Source organism: Roseibium sp., assembly GCF_965229775.1.
Classification (GTDB): Bacteria; Pseudomonadota; Alphaproteobacteria; order Rhizobiales; family Stappiaceae; genus Roseibium.
The window spans coordinates 489,954-511,201 of the sequence record NZ_OZ245929.1; the positions used below are offsets into that span (position 1 = coordinate 489,954).

Annotated in this window: 16 protein-coding genes; 9 read left to right on the forward strand and 7 right to left on the reverse strand. The window is 58.5% G+C overall.

Annotated features, from left to right (window positions below; all coding sequences use genetic code 11):
- The first annotated feature begins 382 nt into the window (after nt 1-382).
- From ACO07N_RS02135 to ACO07N_RS02145, 3 genes are all read left to right on the forward strand, one after another.
- The gene (locus ACO07N_RS02135; RefSeq protein ID WP_421979443.1) at nt 383-1,462 is read left to right on the forward strand and encodes a tartrate dehydrogenase; all 1,080 of its coding nucleotides are present in this window, start codon (nt 383-385) and stop codon (nt 1,460-1,462) included.
- Nucleotides 1,463-2,368 carry an alpha/beta fold hydrolase gene (locus ACO07N_RS02140; RefSeq protein ID WP_421979444.1) on the forward strand — a complete coding sequence of 302 codons (906 nt, stop codon included), beginning with the start codon at nt 1,463-1,465 and terminating at the stop codon, nt 2,366-2,368.
- A 128-nt stretch (nt 2,369-2,496) separates the two neighbouring features.
- Nucleotides 2,497-3,324, forward strand: a complete 828-nt coding sequence (locus tag ACO07N_RS02145) for an IS5 family transposase (RefSeq protein ID WP_421979445.1) — start codon at nt 2,497-2,499, stop codon at nt 3,322-3,324.
- A gap of 1,279 nt (nt 3,325-4,603) precedes the next feature.
- Here the strand turns inward: ACO07N_RS02145 and ACO07N_RS02150 are convergent.
- Nucleotides 4,604-5,500: a LysR family transcriptional regulator gene (locus tag ACO07N_RS02150; RefSeq protein WP_421979446.1), complete on the reverse strand. Its 897-nt coding sequence runs from the start codon at nt 5,498-5,500 to the stop codon at nt 4,604-4,606.
- A 144-nt stretch (nt 5,501-5,644) separates the two neighbouring features.
- Here ACO07N_RS02150 and ACO07N_RS02155 point away from each other — a divergent pair, with 144 nt between their 5' ends.
- Together ACO07N_RS02155 and ACO07N_RS02160 are read left to right on the forward strand one after the other, a co-directional pair.
- The gene (locus ACO07N_RS02155) at nt 5,645-6,493 is read left to right on the forward strand and encodes a TauD/TfdA dioxygenase family protein (protein ID WP_421979447.1); all 849 of its coding nucleotides are present in this window, start codon (nt 5,645-5,647) and stop codon (nt 6,491-6,493) included.
- Nucleotides 6,494-6,520: 27 nt separating this feature from the next.
- Entirely contained in the window at nt 6,521-7,555 is a 1,035-nt protein-coding gene (locus ACO07N_RS02160; protein ID WP_421979448.1) for a zinc-dependent alcohol dehydrogenase family protein, read from the forward strand.
- Nucleotides 7,556-7,576: 21 nt separating this feature from the next.
- Here the strand turns inward: ACO07N_RS02160 and ACO07N_RS02165 are convergent, their stop codons facing one another.
- A complete protein-coding gene (locus tag ACO07N_RS02165) occupies nt 7,577-8,644 on the reverse strand; it encodes a metal-dependent hydrolase (protein ID WP_421979449.1) in 1,068 nt (355 codons plus the stop codon).
- A 110-nt stretch (nt 8,645-8,754) separates the two neighbouring features.
- Nucleotides 8,755-9,279: a hypothetical protein gene (locus ACO07N_RS02170; RefSeq protein WP_421979450.1), complete on the reverse strand. Its 525-nt coding sequence runs from the start codon at nt 9,277-9,279 to the stop codon at nt 8,755-8,757.
- A gap of 175 nt (nt 9,280-9,454) precedes the next feature.
- Between ACO07N_RS02170 and ACO07N_RS02175 the strand changes: the two genes are divergently transcribed.
- Nucleotides 9,455-10,864 (forward strand): HTTM domain-containing protein, encoded by a 1,410-nt coding sequence (locus tag ACO07N_RS02175; RefSeq protein ID WP_421979451.1) that lies wholly within the window; start codon nt 9,455-9,457, stop codon nt 10,862-10,864.
- A 92-nt stretch (nt 10,865-10,956) separates the two neighbouring features.
- On the opposite strand, the gene ACO07N_RS02180 is transcribed toward ACO07N_RS02175, so the two are convergent.
- The gene (locus ACO07N_RS02180; RefSeq protein ID WP_421979452.1) at nt 10,957-11,301 is read right to left on the reverse strand and encodes a hypothetical protein; all 345 of its coding nucleotides are present in this window, start codon (nt 11,299-11,301) and stop codon (nt 10,957-10,959) included.
- A gap of 6 nt (nt 11,302-11,307) precedes the next feature.
- A complete protein-coding gene (locus ACO07N_RS02185) occupies nt 11,308-12,231 on the reverse strand; it encodes an N-acyl homoserine lactonase family protein (protein ID WP_421979453.1) in 924 nt (307 codons plus the stop codon).
- A 690-nt stretch (nt 12,232-12,921) separates the two neighbouring features.
- Between ACO07N_RS02185 and ACO07N_RS02190 the strand changes: the two genes are divergently transcribed.
- Both ACO07N_RS02190 and ACO07N_RS02195 read left to right on the forward strand, forming a co-directional pair.
- On the forward strand, nt 12,922-14,310 hold the full coding sequence (locus ACO07N_RS02190; RefSeq protein WP_421984367.1) for a transposase: 1,389 nt from the start codon (nt 12,922-12,924) through the stop codon (nt 14,308-14,310).
- A 365-nt stretch (nt 14,311-14,675) separates the two neighbouring features.
- Nucleotides 14,676-15,848, forward strand: coding sequence for a HupE/UreJ family protein (locus tag ACO07N_RS02195; protein ID WP_421979454.1), 1,173 nt, complete (start codon nt 14,676-14,678; stop codon nt 15,846-15,848).
- 20 nt (nt 15,849-15,868) lie between these two features.
- On the opposite strand, the gene ACO07N_RS02200 is transcribed toward ACO07N_RS02195, so the two are convergent.
- Nucleotides 15,869-17,662 carry a hypothetical protein gene (locus ACO07N_RS02200; protein WP_421979455.1) on the reverse strand — a complete coding sequence of 598 codons (1,794 nt, stop codon included), beginning with the start codon at nt 17,660-17,662 and terminating at the stop codon, nt 15,869-15,871.
- A gap of 127 nt (nt 17,663-17,789) precedes the next feature.
- Nucleotides 17,790-19,031, reverse strand: a complete 1,242-nt coding sequence (gene gntH, locus ACO07N_RS02205; protein ID WP_421979456.1) for a guanitoxin biosynthesis MBL fold metallo-hydrolase GntH — start codon at nt 19,029-19,031, stop codon at nt 17,790-17,792.
- A gap of 604 nt (nt 19,032-19,635) precedes the next feature.
- Between gntH and ACO07N_RS02210 the strand changes: the two genes are divergently transcribed.
- Nucleotides 19,636-21,024 carry a transposase gene (locus ACO07N_RS02210; RefSeq protein WP_421984367.1) on the forward strand — a complete coding sequence of 463 codons (1,389 nt, stop codon included), beginning with the start codon at nt 19,636-19,638 and terminating at the stop codon, nt 21,022-21,024.
- The last annotated feature ends 224 nt before the right edge of the window (nt 21,025-21,248 follow it).

A 21,248-nucleotide genomic window follows, 5' to 3' on the forward strand; every position in this document is an offset into this window, starting at 1 on the left:
TGCCCTCCTGGTCAACCCGTTTGAAAGGCATCCGTCATTGGATGCAGGCAGACCTTAAGGGAACAGACCCTCAACTCGGGTCACTTCGCCACACGCCCCACACACATTCGCGCGAGACTAATCTCCCCTCAAGCTATTGTGAATACTATTAAATTCTTGATCACTCGCTTGAAATTGATTTGCTGGCAAGAAGGCGTGAGCCGGACGCCGGACGAACCTGTTGCGCCCTGTCGGCGATGCCGGCCGGACCGTGCAGTGGGCTGCCCGATCTGCATTTTGCGGAACGCGTCCCCTCAGGGCCTTGTTGCCTGTTTTTCCTTGCGCACCGTTTGCCCGAAGTGCCACGTTGACCGTCAATCGAACGACCCGGAAGAGAACCTAAATGGCGCAAAACAGCTGGAACATCGCGGTCATCCCCGGCGACGGCATTGGCAAGGAAACCGTTCCCGAGGGCCTGCGTGTCCTGAACGCGGCGCAAAAGCGCTTCGACCTCGGCTTCGAGTTCACCGAGCATGATTTCGCCTCCGCCGACTATTACGTGAAACACGGAGAGATGATGCCGCCCGACTGGAAGGACCGGCTGGGCGCGAGCGACGCACTCTTTTTCGGCGCGGTCGGGTGGCCGGACATTGTACCCGACCACATTTCGCTCTGGGGGTCACTGATCCAGTTCCGGCGGGAATTCGATCAGTATGTCAGCCTGCGCCCGGCACGTGCCATGCCGGGCGTGCCGCTGCCGCTCGCCAACCGCAAGCCCGGCGACATCGACATGATGATCGTGCGCGAAAACACCGAGGGTGAATATTCCTCGATCGGCGGCAAGATGTTCCCCGGCACCGACCGCGAAATCGTTATGCAGGAAACCGTGATGAGCCGCACCGGCGTCGACAGGATCCTGAAATATGCCTTCGATCTTGCCGAACAGCGCGGCGGACACCTGACATCGGCGACCAAGTCGAACGGCATTTCGATCACCATGCCCTATTGGGACGAACGGGTTGCCGAGATGGCGAGACATTATCCCGATGTGACGGTCGACAAGTATCATATCGACATCCTGACGGCCCAGTTCGTGCTGCATCCGGACTGGTTCGATGTCGTCGTCGCCTCGAACCTGTTCGGCGACATCCTGTCCGACCTCGGCCCCGCCTGCACGGGCACGATCGGCATCGCGCCCTCGGGCAACATCAACCCGGAAGGCACCTATCCTTCGCTCTTCGAGCCGGTCCACGGCTCGGCGCCTGACATTGCCGGAAAGGGCATCGCCAACCCGGTCGGCCAGATTTGGGCGGCGGCCATGATGCTGGACCATCTGGGAGCGGCGGAGGCGAGCCAGGCGATTGTCACGGCGATTGAGCGCGTGCTGTCCGAACAGGCTCTCAGGACACCCGATCTCGGTGGCCCGGCGGATACGAAGGCCTGCGGGGCGGCGATTGCCGACGCGGTTCTGGAATCCCCTTAGATGACCGCATCACGCTTCCTCCGGGGGTTTGCGCTGAAGAAGGCGGGCCTGCCCGGCGTCGACATCAATTATGCCTGCGCCGGCGAAGGACCGCCTGTCCTGCTGCTTCACGGCCATCCGCAGACACACATTGTCTGGCGCAAGGTCGCGCCCAAAATCGCCGCTGCCGGATACAGGGTGATCGCCCCCGATCTGCGCGGCTATGGCGACAGCGGCAAGCCCACGAGCGATGCCGAACACCTGCCCTATTCCAAGCGGGTGATGGCACAGGACCAGATCGCGCTGATGGCAAGCCTCGGCCACGACCGGTTTTCCGTCATCGGCCATGATCGTGGCGGCCGCGTTGCGCACCGGCTGGCGCTCGATTTTCCGGACGCTGTGGCGCGTCTCGCCGTTCTCGACATTGCCCCGACACGCACGATGTACGCGCAGACGGACAAGGAATTTGCAACACGGTATTTCTGGTGGTTCTTCCTGATCCAGCCCCACGACTTTCCCGAACGGATGATCGGCGGCGACCCGGAATATTTCCTGCGGCGGCACATTTCCGGTCAGGTCAGGACCGAAGGCGCGGTCGGCGAAGATGCCATTGCCGAATATCTCAGAACCTATCGCAACCCGGAAACGATCCACGCGATCTGCGAGGACTACCGCGCCTCGGCCACGATCGACCTGGAACACGACGAAGCCGACGCGCACCGCCGCGTTGCCGCACCGCTTCTCGCACTCTGGGGGGCCAAGAGTGTTGTCGGCGATCTTTACGACGTGATCTCGACCTGGAAGGAAAAGGCGGACAACGTGACCGGCTGTGCCCTCCCCTGTGGCCACGCCATCCCCGAAGAAGCCCCCGACGAATTGACGGCAAGGCTACTTGAGTTTCTTTCGGGCAGTCCGGCGCAAGGCTGACCGGCCGTTGCCGGGTTCCAAAAGGCGATCGAAGACACAACCGCGTCCTGAGAGACTGGCCCGAAATTAGTTGAGTGATCCCGGTCGCATGTGATTCCGTTTTTGCGCTAACAGAACGGAGCTTCGCCATGTGGACCGAGACCACCCGCGCCAACTATGACCGTCGCAGCTTGCGTTACGCAAGTGATCTCACGGACGAAGAATGGAGGTTCATCTGTCCCCATCTGCCAGCCCGACGAGATCGAGGTCGTCCGCGCACCACGTCGCTGCGGGAAGTCGTCAATGCCATTCTCTATCTGCTGCGCACAGGCTGTCCCTGGCGGTTTCTGCCTGCCGACTTCCCACCACGTTCCACAGTGCAGAGATACTTTTATGCGTGGCGTGACAATGCGTTATGGCCAGCGCTGAACCGGCGGCTGGTTGAGCGGCATCGCCAATCACAAGCGCGCAATGCTACTCCGACCGCCGGTGTCATTGACAGTCAGAGCGTCGCAACAATCCAAGTCGGCGGTCCTCGGGGACTTGATCCATTCAAACGCATCAAAGGTCGCAAGCGCCACATTGTCACTGATACGGACGGGCTTCTTTTGGACGTTCTGGTTCATCCCGCCAACGTCCAGGACGTCCACGGAGCGGTGCCATTGCTACGCAGCCTGCGGCAGACCTATCCCAACCTTGCTCATATCTTCGCCGATCGGGTCTACCGAGGGCCGAAGCTATTGAAAAAGATCGAGGATTGTGGACCGTGGACGATTGAGATCGTCGAACGGCCAACCGGGGTGAAAGGATTCGCGCTTCTGCCAAGACGATGGGTCATTGAGAGAACATTTGCCTGGTTTGGGCGACGGCGGCGTCTTGCAAAGGACTTTGAAGTCAAACAAGAAACACAGACCGCTTGGCTGTACATCGCTAGCATCGAACTCATCATCAGGCGCTTGGCAAAGGCTCAAGAATGAATTTCGAGTCAGACTCTGAGGACGGCCGCAAGCCTGTCTCGAAGGATGAGGTGAGTTGGCGCCGGTCATGCGCCCGTCCACCGTCATCCCGGACGCAGCGCAGCGGAGATCCGGGACCCACGCGTTTCCAGAGCCGGAGTTTCGCAAGCACGACGCAACCGCCCTCCCCTGCCCCCCGGCTCACGCATCCGCTGCAACGTGGAATGGATCCCGGATCAAGCCCGGGATGACGCCGGTGGGTGCGGTCCGGCGTGCGGCTTGAGAACGACAAGAACAACACCCTCATCCTGAGGAACACCCCAGGCCTGCCTCGAAGGATCAGCTGGAGGACAATAAAGTGCGGCCCATCCTTCGAGGCTTCGCTTCGCTCCGCACCTCAGGAAGAGGTGAGTTGGCGCTGCCGGTCATGCGCCCCTCCACCGTCATCCCGGACGCAGCGCAGCGGAGATCCGGGACCCACTCGTTTCCAGAGACGGAGTTTCGCAAGCACGACGCAACCGTTCACCCCTGCCCCGGCTCACGCATCCGCTGCAACGTGGAATGGATCCCGGATCAAGTCCGGGATGACGCCGGTGGGTGCGGTCCGGCGTGCGGCTTGAGAACGACAAGAACAACACCCTCATCTTGAGGAAGGCCGCAGGCCTGTCTCGAAGGATCAGCCAGGGGAAAATACCGTGCAGCCCATCCTTCGAGACGCGCGCTTGCGCTGCCTCAGGATGAGGTGAGTTGGCGGACGGTCATACGCCCCTCCATCGTCATCCCGGACGCAGCGCAGCGGAGATCCGGGATCCACTCGTTTCCAGAGCAGGAGTTTCGCAAGCACGACGCAACCGCCCTCCCCTGCCCCCGGCTCACGCATCCGCTGCAACGTGGAATGGATCCCGGATCAAGTCCGGGATGACGCCGGTGGGTGCGGTCCGGCGTGCGGCTTGAGAACGATAAGAACAACACCCTCTTCCAGAGGAAGTCCGCAGGCCTGTCTCGAAGGATCAGCTGGAGGACAATACCGTGCGACCCATACGTCTCGCTCCGCGCCTCAGGATGAGGTGAGTTGGCGCTGCCGGTCATGCGCCCCTCCACCGTCATCCCGGACGCAGCGCAGCGGAGATCCGGGACCCACTCGTTTCCAGAGACGAAGTTTCGCAAGCACGACGCAACCGCCCTCCCCTGCCTCCCGGCTCACGCATCCGCTGCCACGTGGAATGGATCCCGGATCAAGCCCGGGATGACGCCGGTGGGTGCGGTCCGGCAATGTGCCTCCGCCAAATCCGCAGCCGCGTCACCGCGACGGGAGTGTGAACTCGCCGATAGCCACGGCTTCCAGAAGGGCGGCCTCGGCGGCGCTGACAAGGCTGGTCCTGGGCGCGCCTTCCCGGCTCGCCAGACCCAGCACCCGGCTCGGGCTGTTGTCGCCAAGCGACAGCGTCTTCAGCGGCAGGCGGCCGCTTTCGCGGATGCAGCGCTGCGGCACGATGGAAATCCCGAGCTCCGCCGCGACCATGCTGGAAATCGCCTCCAGGCTTTCCAGCTCCATCGCGTCATGGACCGGGATGGAGCTGTTCTGCAGCCAGGTTTCGATCTGCCTTCCCACCACCGCGTCCCGGTTGAAGCGGATGAACGGGCGGGAGCGCAGCAGCGCCTCCGGGGAGAGATCTTCCGTCGTCTGCGACACCAGCAGAACCAGCACCTCCTCGGCGAGCCTTGAAAAACGCATCGACCTTGAGAGCAGATCGGGGCGCGAGATGACGGCCGCGTGGATCTGACCGCGATCGATCTGGGAGAGCAACTGGTTCGACAGCCCCGGGACAATGCGCACGCGTATGCCCGGATGCCTTTTCTTGAGTTCCAACAGCGCGAGCGGCACCAGCCCGGTGAGTGTTGTCGGAACCGCGCCGAGGATAAGCTCGCCGGAGATCTCGTCCTTCGGCGCCACCCGGTCGGCCAGGCCGTCATAGGCGGCAATGACCATCTCCGCCTCGCCCACCAGCGCAAGTCCTGTCTCCGTCAGCTTCGGCGTCCGCTGGGAGCGGTCGAACAGGGTCAGGTCCCACGCCTCCTCCAGGGTACGCATCTGCAGGCTGACGGCGGACGGCGTCAGGTTCTCCGCCTCCGCGGCGGCACGAAAGCTGCCGTGACGGTGGATCGACAGAAGCGTGCGCAGCGCGCGAATGCTCATGAATGGTCTCCCGGGCCGGGTAAATGGCTTAGTTTTATAAAGTTTTTCTTGCGCTTTGATAAAGAAAAAATCGTTTTTATCAATTTGATTTTATGATTATGGTCGCGGCCAATCTGAAAAACGCCGGATAACACGAGGCTCCCCATGGTCGCTCCGAGAACAAACGATTACCAGCTGATCACTGCCAAACCCTTTGCCCCGAACCTCGGCGCGGAGATCTACGGGGTGGATCTGAGCGAGCCCGTGCCGGACGATCAGTTCGACGAGATCCGCGACGCCTTCTTCCGCTACCAGGTCCTGTTCTTCAAGGAGCAGAAGGAAATCCCGCCCGCGCAGCACATCGCCTTCGGCAAGCGCTTCGGCCCGCTGCATGCGCACCCGGCTGCACCGACGATGGAAGGCTACCCGGAGATCTTCGAAATCCACGCCACCAAGGACTCCAAGGTGGCGAATGGCGAGTTCTGGCATTCCGACGTCTCCTGCGACGAGACGCCCCCGCTCGGCACCATGCTGCAGATCAACATCCTGCCGCCCTGCGGCGGTGACACCATGTTCAGCGACATGTATGCCGCCTATGACGATCTGTCGGACCCGGTAAAGGAGATGCTTGGCGGGCTCTCCGCGCTGCACAGTTCGGAGCATATATATAAAGGCCGCTACAGTGACCGGGGCCGCAAGGATGCCGACATCGAATGCCCCGAGGCGGTGCACCCGATCGTGCGCACGCACCCGGAGACGGGCCGCAAGTCGCTCTTCGTCAACCGGACCTTCACAACGCGCATCATGGGCCTGTCGGACCATGAGAGCGACGCGATCCTCGAGATGCTGTTCCAGCATGCCGAGCACATCAACTACCAGATCCGCTTCCGCTGGTCGCTGAACGACATGGCCTTCTGGGACAATCGCTGTTGCATGCACCGCGCGATCTGGGACTATTGGCCGGAGGAGCGCAAGGGCCGGCGTGTCACCGTCAAGGGCGAACGGCCGGTCTGAGCGCTGAACTTAAGCAAGGGGGGCGGAATGCGCGCGGCGGTCGTTCGGACGTTCAACGAGGATCTTGTCATCGAGACAGTCGCCGATCCGGCCTGCCCGGATAACGGCGTGGTGCTGGAGGTCGCCGCCTGCGGCGTCTGCCGTTCCGACTATCACGGCTGGACCGGCGAACATCCCAAGGTCGTCAGCGGGTCGATCCTCGGCCACGAATATTGCGGCACCGTCGTCGAGGCGGGCCCGAACGCCCAATATGCCGTTGGCGACCGGCTGATCGCCCCGTTCATCCTGAGTTGCGGCCGCTGCCCCGCCTGCCAGACGGGCGTTTCCAACACCTGCCCGGACCAGATCGTGCCGGGCTTCGGCACACCGGGCGCCTATGCCCAATATGTCGCCGTGCCGTTCGACCACAATCTCGTGCGCCTGCCCGAGTGGCTGTCGCCGGCGCTGGCTGCCGGTCTCGGCTGCAGGGTCACGACCGCCTGGCATGCGCTGACCGACCGGGCCGCCGTCACCGCCGGGGAATGGGTCGCCGTTCACGGAACCGGCGGCATCGGCCTTTCCGTCCTGCTGCTGGCCAAGATGCTCGGCGCCCGGGTGGTTGTCGTCGATATCGTCGAGGAGAAGCTGGACTACGCCCGGCACTACGGTGCGGATGCCACGGTGAATGCTTCGGACGGCGATGTCGCGGAAAGGATCCGCGAGATCACCGGCGGCGGCGCGCAGGTCTCCATCGAGGCACTCGGGATCGAGGCGACGACCAATGCCTCGGTCGAGTGCCTCGCTCTTCTCGGCCGCCACGTCCAGGTCGGCATGCCCTCGGGCGACGGCCGGATGGAGGTGAACATGCGCGCCATCTACACCAAGCAGCTCGCCTTTTACGGCACCCGCGGCATGCCGTCTTGGAAATACCCCCGCCTCCTCGACATGATCGAACGCGGCGCCGTTGACATCCGCCCGATCGTCGCCCGCGAAGTCCCCCTTTCCGCCGCCAGCGCGGAGCTGAGAGCCATGCACGGCCCGACGTCTCCGGGCACCGCGGTGATTACCGATTTTCTGGGCTAGGACGTGTTGACCCGGAAGGCACTAGCATCCGGAAACCTGGTTCGCGTTGGTCTGTTTCACAAGCTCTTGCTCGGACGCCCGGATCATGGGCTGTCCCGACATCCGGGTTCCCAGCCAGCCGAATTCCGTGCCTGCATTCGAAATGCTCGGCACGATCGGCTCGGGCGTTATCTTTCGGGCCGCGCCGTCGGCGTAGTCCGCGATCGCGAAGCGGAAGATGTAGGTTGGCGACAGGCCAAGGCGATAATCCGAGGCGACAATCCTGCCATCGATGAGATCGGTCCGGACGAAGCCGTCGCTGAACCAGAGCATCTTGTGATACTCCGGATCGTCGGCGACACACGAGACGAGCGACGCATCATAGGCGTGCGAATAGACAACGGCGTCTTCGTCCCCGTCGAACAGCGACACATAGAGATTGTGATACTGGCCCTCCGCCTGGCCGATGACACGCCACAGCAGCGTGTTGAAAGGCGTGACCACGGTCTTCACGTTTTTCACGTCCAGGCCCTTCGCGGCAAAAATCGCGTTCCCCCGTTCATGAATGTGGGCCTGAACGGCAAGACCCCACACCAGGTATCCGGCGCTGAAGGCAAGTGATCCGGCAAGGAACCTGCGCAACCCCTTTGACCATTTGCCGCTGGCGAGTGCCCAGACGACAGCCGCAAGCAGCGGAACGGTAAAGACGGGATCGATGATGAAGACGGATCCCGTCCCGACGGGATCGGGATGAAACGGCCAGAATATCCGCGCGCCATAGGCGTTCATCGCATCGAGCAGCGCATGGGTTGTCAGACACAGGAAAACGGTCACCCAGACAAGTGCCCGCTGGTCCTTCAGCGAATTGAAACACCGAACCAGCACCTCGCCGATGACCGGCGTTGCAAGCACATGAATGAAGAACGAATGTGACCAGCCGCGGTGATAGACATATTGATCGATCCGCGTCTCGAACGGGATCAGGACATCCAGATCCGGCAGCGTTGCGATGACCCCGCCGATCAGCGCTGCCTTTCTCGGTCCCGTCTTCGACCCGAGACACGCCGCGGAAACGGCGGCACCGAGGGCAAACTGTGTCAGCGAATCCATTCTGTCTGCGTGCTCCGGATGTTCGATTTGCAAGGTGGAAAGACATTCACCCCATCAGGGGCGACACCGCGCGCGCGACGTCTTGCGCACTATCCTGAGGCCGCGAGCGTTCAAGACCGGTCAGGACACCAGATAAAATGTCTTTTCGTCCTGATAATCTGGAAGAACGCGGAAACACTATTCCGAAAAATCAAATAATGGCGATCAGGCCCGAATCCCGGCGTCTGGCGACGAAAGCGCCTCTTGGGCGTCGCCCGGACTTTTGGCGTCAGACGGCAATCATCGTTGCTTGTCTTGTATGCGATCATCGGTCGGCCAAGCAATCGGAGCGTCAGGTTTCGGCCGAAAACGAGCGGGTGGCAGATCAACCTTGAGACCGCGCGGTTGGCGAAGCCGAGGCACATCAGGCGGTTGAACAAACCGGACCACGTGGTCATGACAGCCGGCACCGACATGGCTTCGTCGCCGTGATGCAGGTCGCCGTTCATTTGAACGACCATCCCTTTGTCAATGCCTATCCCCCGCTTCCGGTTTACTTCCAGAAACGGATGGTCACCCCGTACGTTAATCAACACTAAAAATCCTGCAGCCTTCCGCAACCGCATCAGTTGAAGGTCGCAGTGCAGAACGGGCATTGGCCGTCGTAAACATTGCGGAGTTTGCCTTGAGAGGTCAATCAGAAACCTTCAGCAGATGATTTGTCCGCCGGCAAACTGCCGAACGCCATGGACAATCAGGATTTAGAGCCATTTGACGTGATTTTCCATGCGTTAACCAAAGCAGGGAATACTCGCGTGACAGCAGGCAATCATGAAAGAGCCCTGTGACATGGTCGGACGCCTGAAATCCCATCTTGAAGCGCCAATAAGCATTCAGTCGCTGGTTGTCGTGCGGATCGCCTTCGGGTTGATTCTGGCCTGGGACTGCTGGCGTTACATCGATAACACGCGCATCTACCGCTACTATGTCGAACCGGAGATGCTTTTTCCGTTCCTCCCGTTCGTTCATCCGCTTCCCGAGCCGTGGATACATTTTGTCTGGGGTGGGGTCGGTGTCTTCGGTTTCATGGTGGCACTTGGGCTGTTCTACCGCGTCTCGATCATCGCGCTGACGCTGACCTTCGCCTATTTTTTCCTGCTCGATCGGGCGCAGTATCTCAATCACAACTACATGGTGATCCTTTACGGCACGCTCCTGTGTTTCATGCCCGCCGGACGCGCTTATTCGCTCGATGCCATCCTGTTCCCGCGCATCAGGTCGCTGGTGATCCCACGCTGGCCGGTATCGGCCATCAAGCTGCAGACAGAGATCATCCTGATCTATGCAGGCTGGGTGAAGATCGCCGATGACTGGCTGCGGGGGGAACCCTTGCGGATCTGGCTGCAGGGCAACGAGGATCGGATCTTCTACGGTTTCCTGTTTCAATACGATGCCGCCTTCGTCATCGCGGCATGGGGAACCGTGCTGTTGCACCTGCTGGGCGCTCCCTTGCTTTTGTGGCGCCGAACCCGCCTGACGGTTTTCATCATCTACGCGTTTTTTCACTGGTCGAATGCGCAGCTTTTTAACATCGGTATCTTTCCATGGATCACGCTTGCGCTGACGACGATCTTTTTCGAGCCGGACTGGCCGCAAAGGCTCTGGCGCCGTGTTTCCGGCACGCTACGGCCTCTGCCGGAGGCACGCCCGTTGCCAAAGGTGCAGTTCCGGCTCAGCCCCGTTCTGGCCGGTGGGCTCGCGCTGTGGTTTGCCGTTCAGATCTATCTGCCCGAGAGACAGCTGAGATTTGACAACAATGTCGCCTGGACGGGCGACGGTCACCGGTTTTCCTGGCGCATGCGCATCTACACAAGAGAGCGGGAGGGCATTTTCCGCGTCGTGTCGGCTGACGGAACCGAGACCTGGGAGTTCAGTCCCTATGATCACATGGCCCGCCGTCAGGCGCGCAACGTACTGGCCCGGCCCGATATTGCTTGGATGTATGCTCAAAAACTGGAGGCAATCTGGGCGGCCAACGGCTATGAAGACGTCGGTGTCTATGCCGACGTCCGCGTCTCACTGAACGGGCGGCCGATGCAAACCTTTATCGACCCCGACGTCGACCTGACGGAAGCACCGTGGGACCGCTTCGGCCCGACGCGCTGGATCCTGCCGCTCGAAACAAGGGTCTCGGTCTCTTGGCTGCCAGACAGCTACCCGCCGGATTTCCTGCGCCGCTGACCGTGTGAGCTGATCCCCCGAAGCCCCAGCCTTAGCGGAACATCACGTTCCGAGTGAATCAGACAGGTTCGACCCGTATGTGAGCGCCCGCCTCAGGCCTGTGTCTCCCCGCCCTTCAAAAGACCAAGATCGACAATCTCGAAAAGAAAGGCGAGAAGGCCAAGAAGCATCAGCGTGCCGCCGATCTCTGCGCGGGCGCAACCGATGCCAGCCATCGGCGCGGGATTCGCCAGCGTGCCCGGCGCGAAACAAGCAACCAGCCACAAGTTGACTTGCCTGCGCCCGCGATCCAGCAGACGTTTCACGGAAAGTACGACGGCCGGTAAATGAAAGAGCAGCAGGTGCTCAAACCCGATCCTGAATTGGCCGTTGCCGGTCTGACCCGACAGTTGCAATTCGCTGAGACCCGGACCGCGCCCGCCTTCAGCGCCGGACACGCTCGCTCAGTCGCGCGTCCCGCCCCGCTCCGGTGCAGCGCCTGTGGCGCGCGCGACGAGCTCCGCGGCGGCGAAATCATGCGAGGCGACGATCGCGAGATCCGGCAGCCGCTTTTTCAGCACGCGCACCTTGGCAAACGACGCGCGCAGGACCTCTGCCTCCCCGACGCCCGGAACAACGTCCTGGTCCAGAAGCGCGGCCTCGTAGGTCAGGTCGCCGGCCAGCAGGATCGGGTCCCACCCCGCCTGGCGGATCAGCATCGACAGCGACCCCCTGGTGTGTCCCGGCGTCGGCAGGAGGATCATGGAACCGTCCCCCAGAACATCATGGATCCCGTCGAAGCCGTCGAAAAGCGGATCGTCGGTCGGCGTAAACGCGATCTGCCGCCACTTCGCCGACGGGGTTTCCAGATGCTCGCGCAGGATCCATTCCCGCTCCGGGTGGGGCTCCGACAGGATCGACCACTCCCGTTCGCTCACCAGCAGATCCGCCTGCGGGATCTGCGCGATCCCGCCGGTGTGGTCAAAATGGAGATGCGAAATCACGGCAGTCCGTATGTCGCCCACGGCAACGCCCGCTCTTTCCAGGACTCGGTCGATGCGGTCCGCTTCGCCGAGGTCGAACCGGAAGATGCGCGGCAGCAGGAAACGGCCGATGGCCTGCGAGATATAACCCTTGTCCGATGTGATCGCCGGATCGATGCCGGTGTCGAACAGGACCGGTCCGTCGCGGTGCTCAATCAGGAAGAACTGCAGGGGCAGCGGCACCCACTTTCTTGAAAAGAACACCCACCAGAGCCTCGGCGTCCGGCTGCCGAAGCGATGCTCCCTGTGCTGCTCCGCCCGCCCGCAATTGAGCACCCGCACCGCGGCAATCGGCGGCTCAAGCCCGGTCCCGGCCGTCGGCAAATCGGCATGCGCATCGCTCATGACAAATCCCCCGGAAGACTGTTGCGCGATCAAACCTCCTGCACGGGCAAGATCAGGCAGAACCGTCGCAACGACCCCTCCACCACCAAACCCGGCACGCCCGGCTGAGTAGCATCAGAAACCCCGCACCGCCTTGATCTCGGTCAGGTGGCGGAAATGCGGGATGGTTCTGGGGGGCTCGGTTGTTTTCAACGAGGGTGATCTCTGAACCACCTGTGGGCCGGCAAGAGGAGACAGTCGGATGGAGGTGACTTTGCACGCCGTCGACATCCCCCACATCGTCGCAAATGAAGGCCCTCCCTTCGCTCGCGGGTCGGAACTGATAGCCGGGCACGAGGCGGCGTTGCCGAGACAGTGGTTAGGGACTTTGCGGGGTGGTGGAGGTTCGAGAGGGCTAGTAAGCCGGGCTTTGCGGCTTGAGAGGGAGGCGGTGCATGCCTGCTGCCCAGAGCTTTCAGCAGGAATTCTTGTACCCTTGGGACTTTAGCCGAGACTGCTGAACCATCCAGGCAGAACCTTTTCTTCAAACAGCAATCAACATGAAAAAAGGGGCAGAACCGGTTTGTCTTTTCTTGGATGTAACGGCGTGGTGACCAAAGACAATTAGCGGTCTATACCGTTGAAAAACTCCTGTTGTTTTGAGAGACCAACGCTGATTCAATCTCCTTGCTGACTTTGGAGATGCAGGCGATGATGGGTCCGAGACAGGAAGCGCAAAGCGCGCTGTTTTATGAATTCTCGATTGAGGATCATGTCCCAAAGGATCATCTACTGCGGTCGATTGACCGGTTTGTTGATCTGTCCGACCTTCGTAAACATCTGGCTCCGTTTTATAGTTCAACCGGTCGTCCTTCAGTTGATCCGGAACTGATGATCAGGATGCTTCTGGTCGGTTACACGATGGGCATCCGGTCAGAACGGCGGCTGTGCGAGGAGGTCCATCTCAATCTGGCCTATCGCTGGTTCTGCCGCCTGGATCTGAGCGATCCAATACCGGACCACTCGACCTTCTCCAAGAACCGTCATGGACGGTTCCGGGACAGCGATCTGTTGCGGCATGTCTTTGAGACGGTTGTGGCGCGCTGCATCGAGGAAGGACTGGCGAGCGGCCAACGTCTCGCAGCTGATGCGAGCCTGATCCAGGCGGATGCCAATCGGCAGAACTCCACACCACAAGCGGACTGGGAGCCAGGGCAGATTGATCCCTGTGATGCTCCGCGAGCGGTCAGGGAGTATCTGGAAACACTGGATGATGAAGCCTTCGGCGCAGCCAGTGCGATAGAGCCGAAGTTCACCTCTCATTCCGATCCGGCATCCCAGTGGACGGGCGCACGCGGCGGCCCTGCCTACTTCGCCTATTCGACAAACTACCTGATCGATACCGACAATGCAGTGATCCTGGATGTGGAAGCCACACGTTCGATCCGGCAGGCTGAAGTTGGCTCTGTGCGAACCATGATAGATCGGGTGGGCGACAGATTTGACTTGATACCTGAACGGCTGATTGCCGATACCGCCTATGGTTCTGGTCCCATGCTCGACTGGTTGGTCAAGGAGCGCGGAATCGCCCCTCATATTCCGGTTATAGACAAGTCGGGACGCAAGGATGGAACCTATGAGCGGGCGGACTTCACCTATGACGCCGTAACCGATGCCTATATCTGCCCAGGAGGCAAAGAGCTCAAACAATACCGCCGTGCGTTTGCGACACCACGGACTGGAGCTAACAAGGATGGGACGCTGCGCTACCGCGCTCGAAAGGCTGACTGTGATGCCTGCGGCCTGAGGCCGAAGTGCTGTCCGAAGGAGCCGCAACGCAAGGTCACAAGGTCAATCCATGAGCCGTCGCGCGATGTTGCCCGTGCCATCTCACACACCACCCAATATGCAATCTCGTGCAAGTTGAGAAAAAAGGTCGAGATGCTGTTTGCCCACCTCAAACGTATTTTGAAGCTCGACCGGCTTCGATTACGGGGACCAACCGGCGCCCGCGATGAATTCCACCTCGCAGCCACCAGCCAGAACCTCCGCAAGCTCGCAAAACTCATCCCGGCTCCGCAAACTGCCTGTCCCAAATGAAAAGGGATCAGATTGCCCAAAATCAGCACACCCTTCCAAACCCAAAACAATCGAGTTTTTCAACGGAGTAGGCCCGGAACGGACGTTGGCGCAAATTTTAGCGAACGTCCGGATCGAGTCCAAAGAAGTCGTTTGAAGCAGCAAGGAACTACGTTATACGGCGCCCGTGCTCGGGCCCAACCAGATACCTTTGGTGCGAGTTCATCAACTGAGTGGATTAACGCCTAGAAGTAGCTAGAAGTAGATGGAGAAACCTAGGTATGCGGTGTAAGCCTGTCCTTCGACTTTTGCTGTGCATACTGGTCCTTGTTGCATTTCCTGTTGTAAAGGCCCATGCACATTTTCTTCTAAACCTGAATGTCAGGGTGCTGCACATTGAACATGTCGAAGATGGCCTGCGCTTGTACATCAGACTGCCCATGCCATACCTCGTCGCAGATAAGCTTGGTAGTGCGCCTGCAGGCGAACTTCCGGACCCAGCGCCGTTCACGACCAACAGCTTTGAAAACGACGTCGTGGTTCACCATGTCGACGTAACGGCGGTTCTGGAAAATCCGGAGGGTCTCGCGGAGTTTGTATCAGTTGGCCATATGCTCTTTGTTGACGGAGCGGTTCTGACACCGGAGTTTCGAAAACTGCTGATACATGCAGTCGGTTCCCAACCCGGATTCGCAACGCTTAGCGAGGCCAAAGCGGCGATGGCGGGTGAGCTGACAGATCCGACAAACAAGAGCACATATGTCGGAGATACAATAGTAGACGTCGAACTATTCTTTCCAAGTTCGCAAGCCGTTTCAAGCTATTCGATATCGAGCAGCTTGAATCCAGGTTTGCCTGGCCAAGAAAACACAGCGAACCTCATTTTGGACTACGCAAATGACGATCCTAAGGTTTTTCGTTCCCGGGGTCTGATGGATGAGCCTGTTACAATATCCCAATCCAGTTTTACTGCTGCAATAACATTCGTTTGGGAGGGTGTCCGCCACATACTGGAGGGGATCGACCACGTACTTTTTGTGATTTGCCTCGTGATTAGTGCGACCACACTGTCTTCGCTTTTGTGGCGTGTCACGGGTTTTACCGTTGGCCACAGTGTAACCCTGACTATCGGTTTCTTTGGTTTTGTTCCATCTGCCGCATGGTTTGTTCCGGCAGTGGAAACAGGAATTGCGATGTCAATCATTTATGCAGCACTTCTAGCGATCTGGCCTCGCTTCGCAGGGAATGGTGGCAATGGCAAAATGCTCGTTGTAACTGCTGCTATTGGCTTGCTGCACGGTCTTGGCTTCTCGTTTGTTCTGCAGAAGATCCTGCAGGTGGATGCGCCCAACATTTGGCAAAGCCTACTTGCCTTCAACTTGGGGGTCGAAATTGGTCAGGTTGCAATCGTACTTGTTGTTTGGCCAGCACTCGTCGCGCTGAAAAAAATAAATGTACCAACGTGGCGTGTTACGCGATTGGCTTTAGCTGGCGGCTGCACAGTTATCGCTTGTGTGTGGACGGTTGAACGGCTCGGACAGTTGACTGCCGCGCTATGACGAGAAATTGCGAAATTCAGTCAGCTGCTGGACATTTGGCTTTCCAGAACCGTCAAACCGCTGATTTTCCACAAACCTCCAAACGCGACCAAATCCACCAAAGCCCTGTACTCGACCGTTCGTGTATGTCTATGCCCCCAATGCCCCCCGGTCGCCTGCGACTGCCATGTAACGAGCGCCTGCATGCCTCGACCCTCTGCAAGGGGCGACACAGACTGAACATCAACATCCGATTGAGACGTCACCCTTGCAATCCCGCCACCCGGGAGCCTTATTGCTACGCCTCGTTCGATTTCGGCGGCAACATCAAGAAGTGCTTCTTGAACGACGATCGGCGCCAGAGCCGTTCTACGAAACTCTGGACTTGGTTCCAATGTGGCGAGATTGATCTGGCTGAGAGCCTTGGATAAGAGCTGAGACGTTTCTTCCTGTCCAGGCGCTTCGAAAACCAACAACGGTAATCTGGACGGTTGGAAAAAGACGAGACTTCCAAGACCCAATCCCATCATAGTGCAAATCACGGCAATCGTCCGCCGTGACTTTCCAAGAGCCAGAAAGACAATTCCGCCGCCGGCCAAAAAGGCCGCAAGACCGGTCCATATCATGGTATCAATACGGCTCACGCCATCTCCAAGCGGTAAAGTTTCGATTTGCAGGTTCCTGTAAGTCAATAGCTGATTGGTCCACAAAATCTCCGCACGATCCTTAGTGACGTCGCTGAAAAAGGGGCTTGCGACGTCCGTAATAACGATCGGTACCTTGGCTTGAGCCTCGCTGAAGACATCCCACAAAACTGCCACACGCTGCGGCAGAGCCTCGATTGGGTAAGATACCACAACGCCAACAAAAGCAGCGTTAGCGCTCGTGTCTTGATCATCTTGCACAACCTCAAAACCGCGTTCCCCAAGATTAAGGAACGATGCACGGCTGGCTCGAGGTGCTTTCGCATGTCCATCCATCTGAAGCGCATTTCGCGTTTTAAGAAACGCCTGTGCAGCAGCCAAAACCTCCTGCTGGTCTTCAGGGTCCAATGCAGAATTCATTTTGAAATCATGGCCGATCAGTCTGCTTAAATCCCGAAGCCGCACGAGAGTTTCAACGCGGACCTCGCGCGGCTCCACATAAAGAAACCCGGTCGTAGCTTCCTGCATTCGGCGGTTCAGGGAGGGATCACTAAACTGCGTGTACCATGGATCCTCCCAGTTGATATGCAGCCGCATCAACTGCGCGAAGAAGCGGAATTCGGAGACGGGAAGCCCCCTGTCGCTCACATGTGCGCCAATAACTACTGGAACACCCTCATTGTCACGGGGCGGCAAAAGTTGGATCACGTCGGGCTTCTGTCCTTCGAAGGAATAGAACAGCCTTACAAAGACAACTCTCGGGTCATCAGGCGGCGCTGGAACGGCACGACCGGAAAGGGGGTCACGTTGTCCTGCCACAGGCGAGGACCTGTCAACGCGCAAACGAGGTTCGATCAATTGCACAGTTAACGGCAGAAGAGAGCCGTCGCCGCGACGGAGTGAAATCCCATTTAGTGCAAACCGAGCAAGGCGCTGCGCATCATCCCTAGCGCCGCCTGCTGTCTTGGAGAAAAGCCGTGCGGGCAACAGGTCTGAAAATGATCCGAGGTCCCCAAAGAAGATTTCAAGGTCAATTGTAACTCCGTCATCTCCGACATTCACGATGGCAATGTTATTGGCGACCTGTGATGCGTTGAAGGGGGACGTATCGGCGAGGCCGTTGACTACAAGCCAAGGTGCAATGATCAATCCAAGAAGGGTTCGTTTAATGATTGAGAGACTTTGCGTCATGGAATCCGGAAATCGTTTTCCTTGATCGAAAAAGAACGATGGACCTGAGTAAGGTCCATCGCATGATCATTCGAATTGAAATTGTTTGATCTGCGCCCTTATCAGAAATAGGCACACGGCTCGTACATCACTCGCGCGGCGCAGTCGTTGTAGGTTCGACGTTTGTCCCGAACTCTGCGTTGAATTCATCTACGAGTTCGTTGATTACCGCTGCAATCTCAGGGTGATAGCCGTCAAAGGTTGTTTCCGTCCAAACGTATGGCTCTGCATCGCGATTGGGGACAAACTCCCGTTGAGGAGGCTCAGGGAACCGCTCGTGGTTTGGAACGGCCATTCGGACGCGAATTTCGTCCGCTGTTACGTTCCATGTCATGAAGTCAGTCGCCATGCTCAGCGGGCCGTCGTAGGTTTCGCGAATGCCTTCCAACACGACAGGTGCCGTGTCAGCGTCGTTCTGGAAGTGGTAAGCGACGGCCATGCGCGGCTCTGTCAATGCCATGACTTTGCCAAACGCCTGCGGAGGTGTATGAGCTTGTGTGCCTGCTTGTACTGCTCCGACGGCGTCCAGATAGTATTTTGTCACCCACATTTCTGGTGGCAGTACCACTTCGTGAATTGATATGTCGGCGTCCTGCGTGTGTTCAACCCACCAACGGTTGGGGCTCGTGTCACTTGAATAGGCGAACTTCAGACCATTCCATTCGAGTATAAAGCTGACAGATTGGTCTGCATGAACCGCAGGGATTGTGCGGATTTGCACGCCATTTTCATCGTAAATGACAGCGTTTTCGGCGGTCCAGTCAAACTCGGTGATTTCGATTTGCAAGCCTCGCTGGTCAACAGCACCGCCTCGGCTGGCTTCCTCCCACGCCCAGGCTTCACGAATCTTGTTGAACCAAGTTTCTGTTCCCCATTCGGGCTTTACGCCATTGGGGCCAAACAACCGTGTCGGCGAACGACCAGAGTTGATGCCCTTGGTGAAGTAGTATTGTGGAAAGTCACCAGCGTGATCCAGGTGGAGATGGCCGAGGAAAACCTTGTCCAAAAAGTCAATCGGAATACCAAGCGCGGTTAGACGTTCAAACGATCCGTAGCCCATATCGAAAATAAATTTGTCGCCGTTTCCAAGTTCAACCAGAAAGCACGCGGCAGCTTGTTTCAAACGTGGTTGCGGCATCCCTGTTCCACAAGCGATCACACGCATCTCGTCTTCTGCGAGTGCTTCTGTGCCGGGATAATAAACCTCACGAACGGGATAGGGCTCAGTCGGTGAAAACTCTATTATTCCAGATGCGACGTCTTGTGCTGCCAGCTGTGCAGGCGCCACCATCAGAAACAACGCAGGTAGTGCCAACAATGTTTTTTTCATTTTTCACTTCCGGTTCTCGAGATTAAGGACTGATTGGTATTAAAATTTAGCTGCAAGCCTCCAACAGGGCAAGCTACATCCGTGCATAGGCTGCCATTGAGTTTTATAGTCCGCCTCGGTTGCTGTTTTCACGGCTGTGGCCGCACCATATGGGCGCTGGCCTCGCAACTGCTCCGGATTCGCTTCGACTGAAACGGGTTCTGCAATCAAGTCAAAAGTTTCGGCGTTTGTGATTGATACCAAACTTTCAACGGGACACGTCCCAGCGCGAACACGGCAGGCCAATCTGGCGAAGAACACTTTCTCGATTTTGACACTCACGTTTGCCGGCGTAGCACCAGGTGCTGATCGCGATGCTCTCAAATAGGCATCCGGTCAACGTCTGGCGTCCTTTTGATGTCTGGTTTGAGTCGGTTTGGTTTGGCCTAGTTGGTTCTATTGCAGTTATCTTCGCGACAACAGTTGCGTCTGCATTGTCCGCAACACGGTCATTCGTTCAACCCGCAACAAACGTCCGCTCTCCGCCTATACCGTTGAAAAACTCCTGTTGTTTTGAGAGACCAACGCTGATTCAATCTCCTTGCTGACTTTGGAGATGCAGGCGATGATGGGTCCGAGACAGGAAGCGCAAAGCGCGCTGTTTTATGAATTCTCGATTGAGGATCATGTCCCAAAGGATCATCTACTGCGGTCGATTGACCGGTTTGTTGATCTGTCCGACCTTCGTAAACATCTGGCTCCGTTTTATAGTTCAACCGGTCGTCCTTCAGTTGATCCGGAACTGATGATCAGGATGCTTCTGGTCGGTTACACGATGGGCATCCGGTCAGAACGGCGGCTGTGCGAGGAGGTCCATCTCAATCTGGCCTATCGCTGGTTCTGCCGCCTGGATCTGAGCGATCCAATACCGGACCACTCGACCTTCTCCAAGAACCGTCATGGACGGTTCCGGGACAGCGATCTGTTGCGGCATGTCTTTGAGACGGTTGTGGCGCGCTGCATCGAGGAAGGACTGGCGAGCGGCCAACGTCTCGCAGCTGATGCGAGCCTGATCCAGGCGGATGCCAATCGGCAGAACTCCACACCACAAGCGGACTGGGAGCCAGGGCAGATTGATCCCTGTGATGCTCCGCGAGCGGTCAGGGAGTATCTGGAAACACTGGATGATGAAGCCTTCGGCGCAGCCAGTGCGATAGAGCCGAAGTTCACCTCTCATTCCGATCCGGCATCCCAGTGGACGGGCGCACGCGGCGGCCCTGCCTACTTCGCCTATTCGACAAACTACCTGATCGATACCGACAATGCAGTGATCCTGGATGTGGAAGCCACACGTTCGATCCGGCAGGCTGAAGTTGGCTCTGTGCGAACCATGATAGATCGGGTGGGCGACAGATTTGACTTGATACCTGAACGGCTGATTGCCGATACCGCCTATGGTTCTGGTCCCATGCTCGACTGGTTGGTCAAGGAGCGCGGAATCGCCCCTCATATTCCGGTTATAGACAAGTCGGGACGCAAGGATGGAACCTATGAGCGGGCGGACTTCACCTATGACGCCGTAACCGATGCCTATATCTGCCCAGGAGGCAAAGAGCTCAAACAATACCGCCGTGCGTTTGCGACACCACGGACTGGAGCTAACAAGGATGGGACGCTGCGCTACCGCGCTCGAAAGGCTGACTGTGATGCCTGCGGCCTGAGGCCGAAGTGCTGTCCGAAGGAGCCGCAACGCAAGGTCACAAGGTCAATCCATGAGCCGTCGCGCGATGTTGCCCGTGCCATCTCACACACCACCCAATATGCAATCTCGTGCAAGTTGAGAAAAAAGGTCGAGATGCTGTTTGCCCACCTCAAACGTATTTTGAAGCTCGACCGGCTTCGATTACGGGGACCAACCGGCGCCCGCGATGAATTCCACCTCGCAGCCACCAGCCAGAACCTCCGCAAGCTCGCAAAACTCATCCCGGCTCCGCAAACTGCCTGTCCCAAATGAAAAGGGATCAGATTGCCCAAAATCAGCACACCCTTCCAAACCCAAAACAATCGAGTTTTTCAACGGAGTACGCCCGAATAGGACGTTCACCTCACAATCGGCGCAACCACATCCTGCGGCTACCCCAGAGAAGTCCCGGGAGGTGTCGCCCAATACCAACGCATGCTTTCAGGTAGCGCAGATGCAGTCAGTCCCTTTGACACCACAGATCCCCGTGCCGGTTT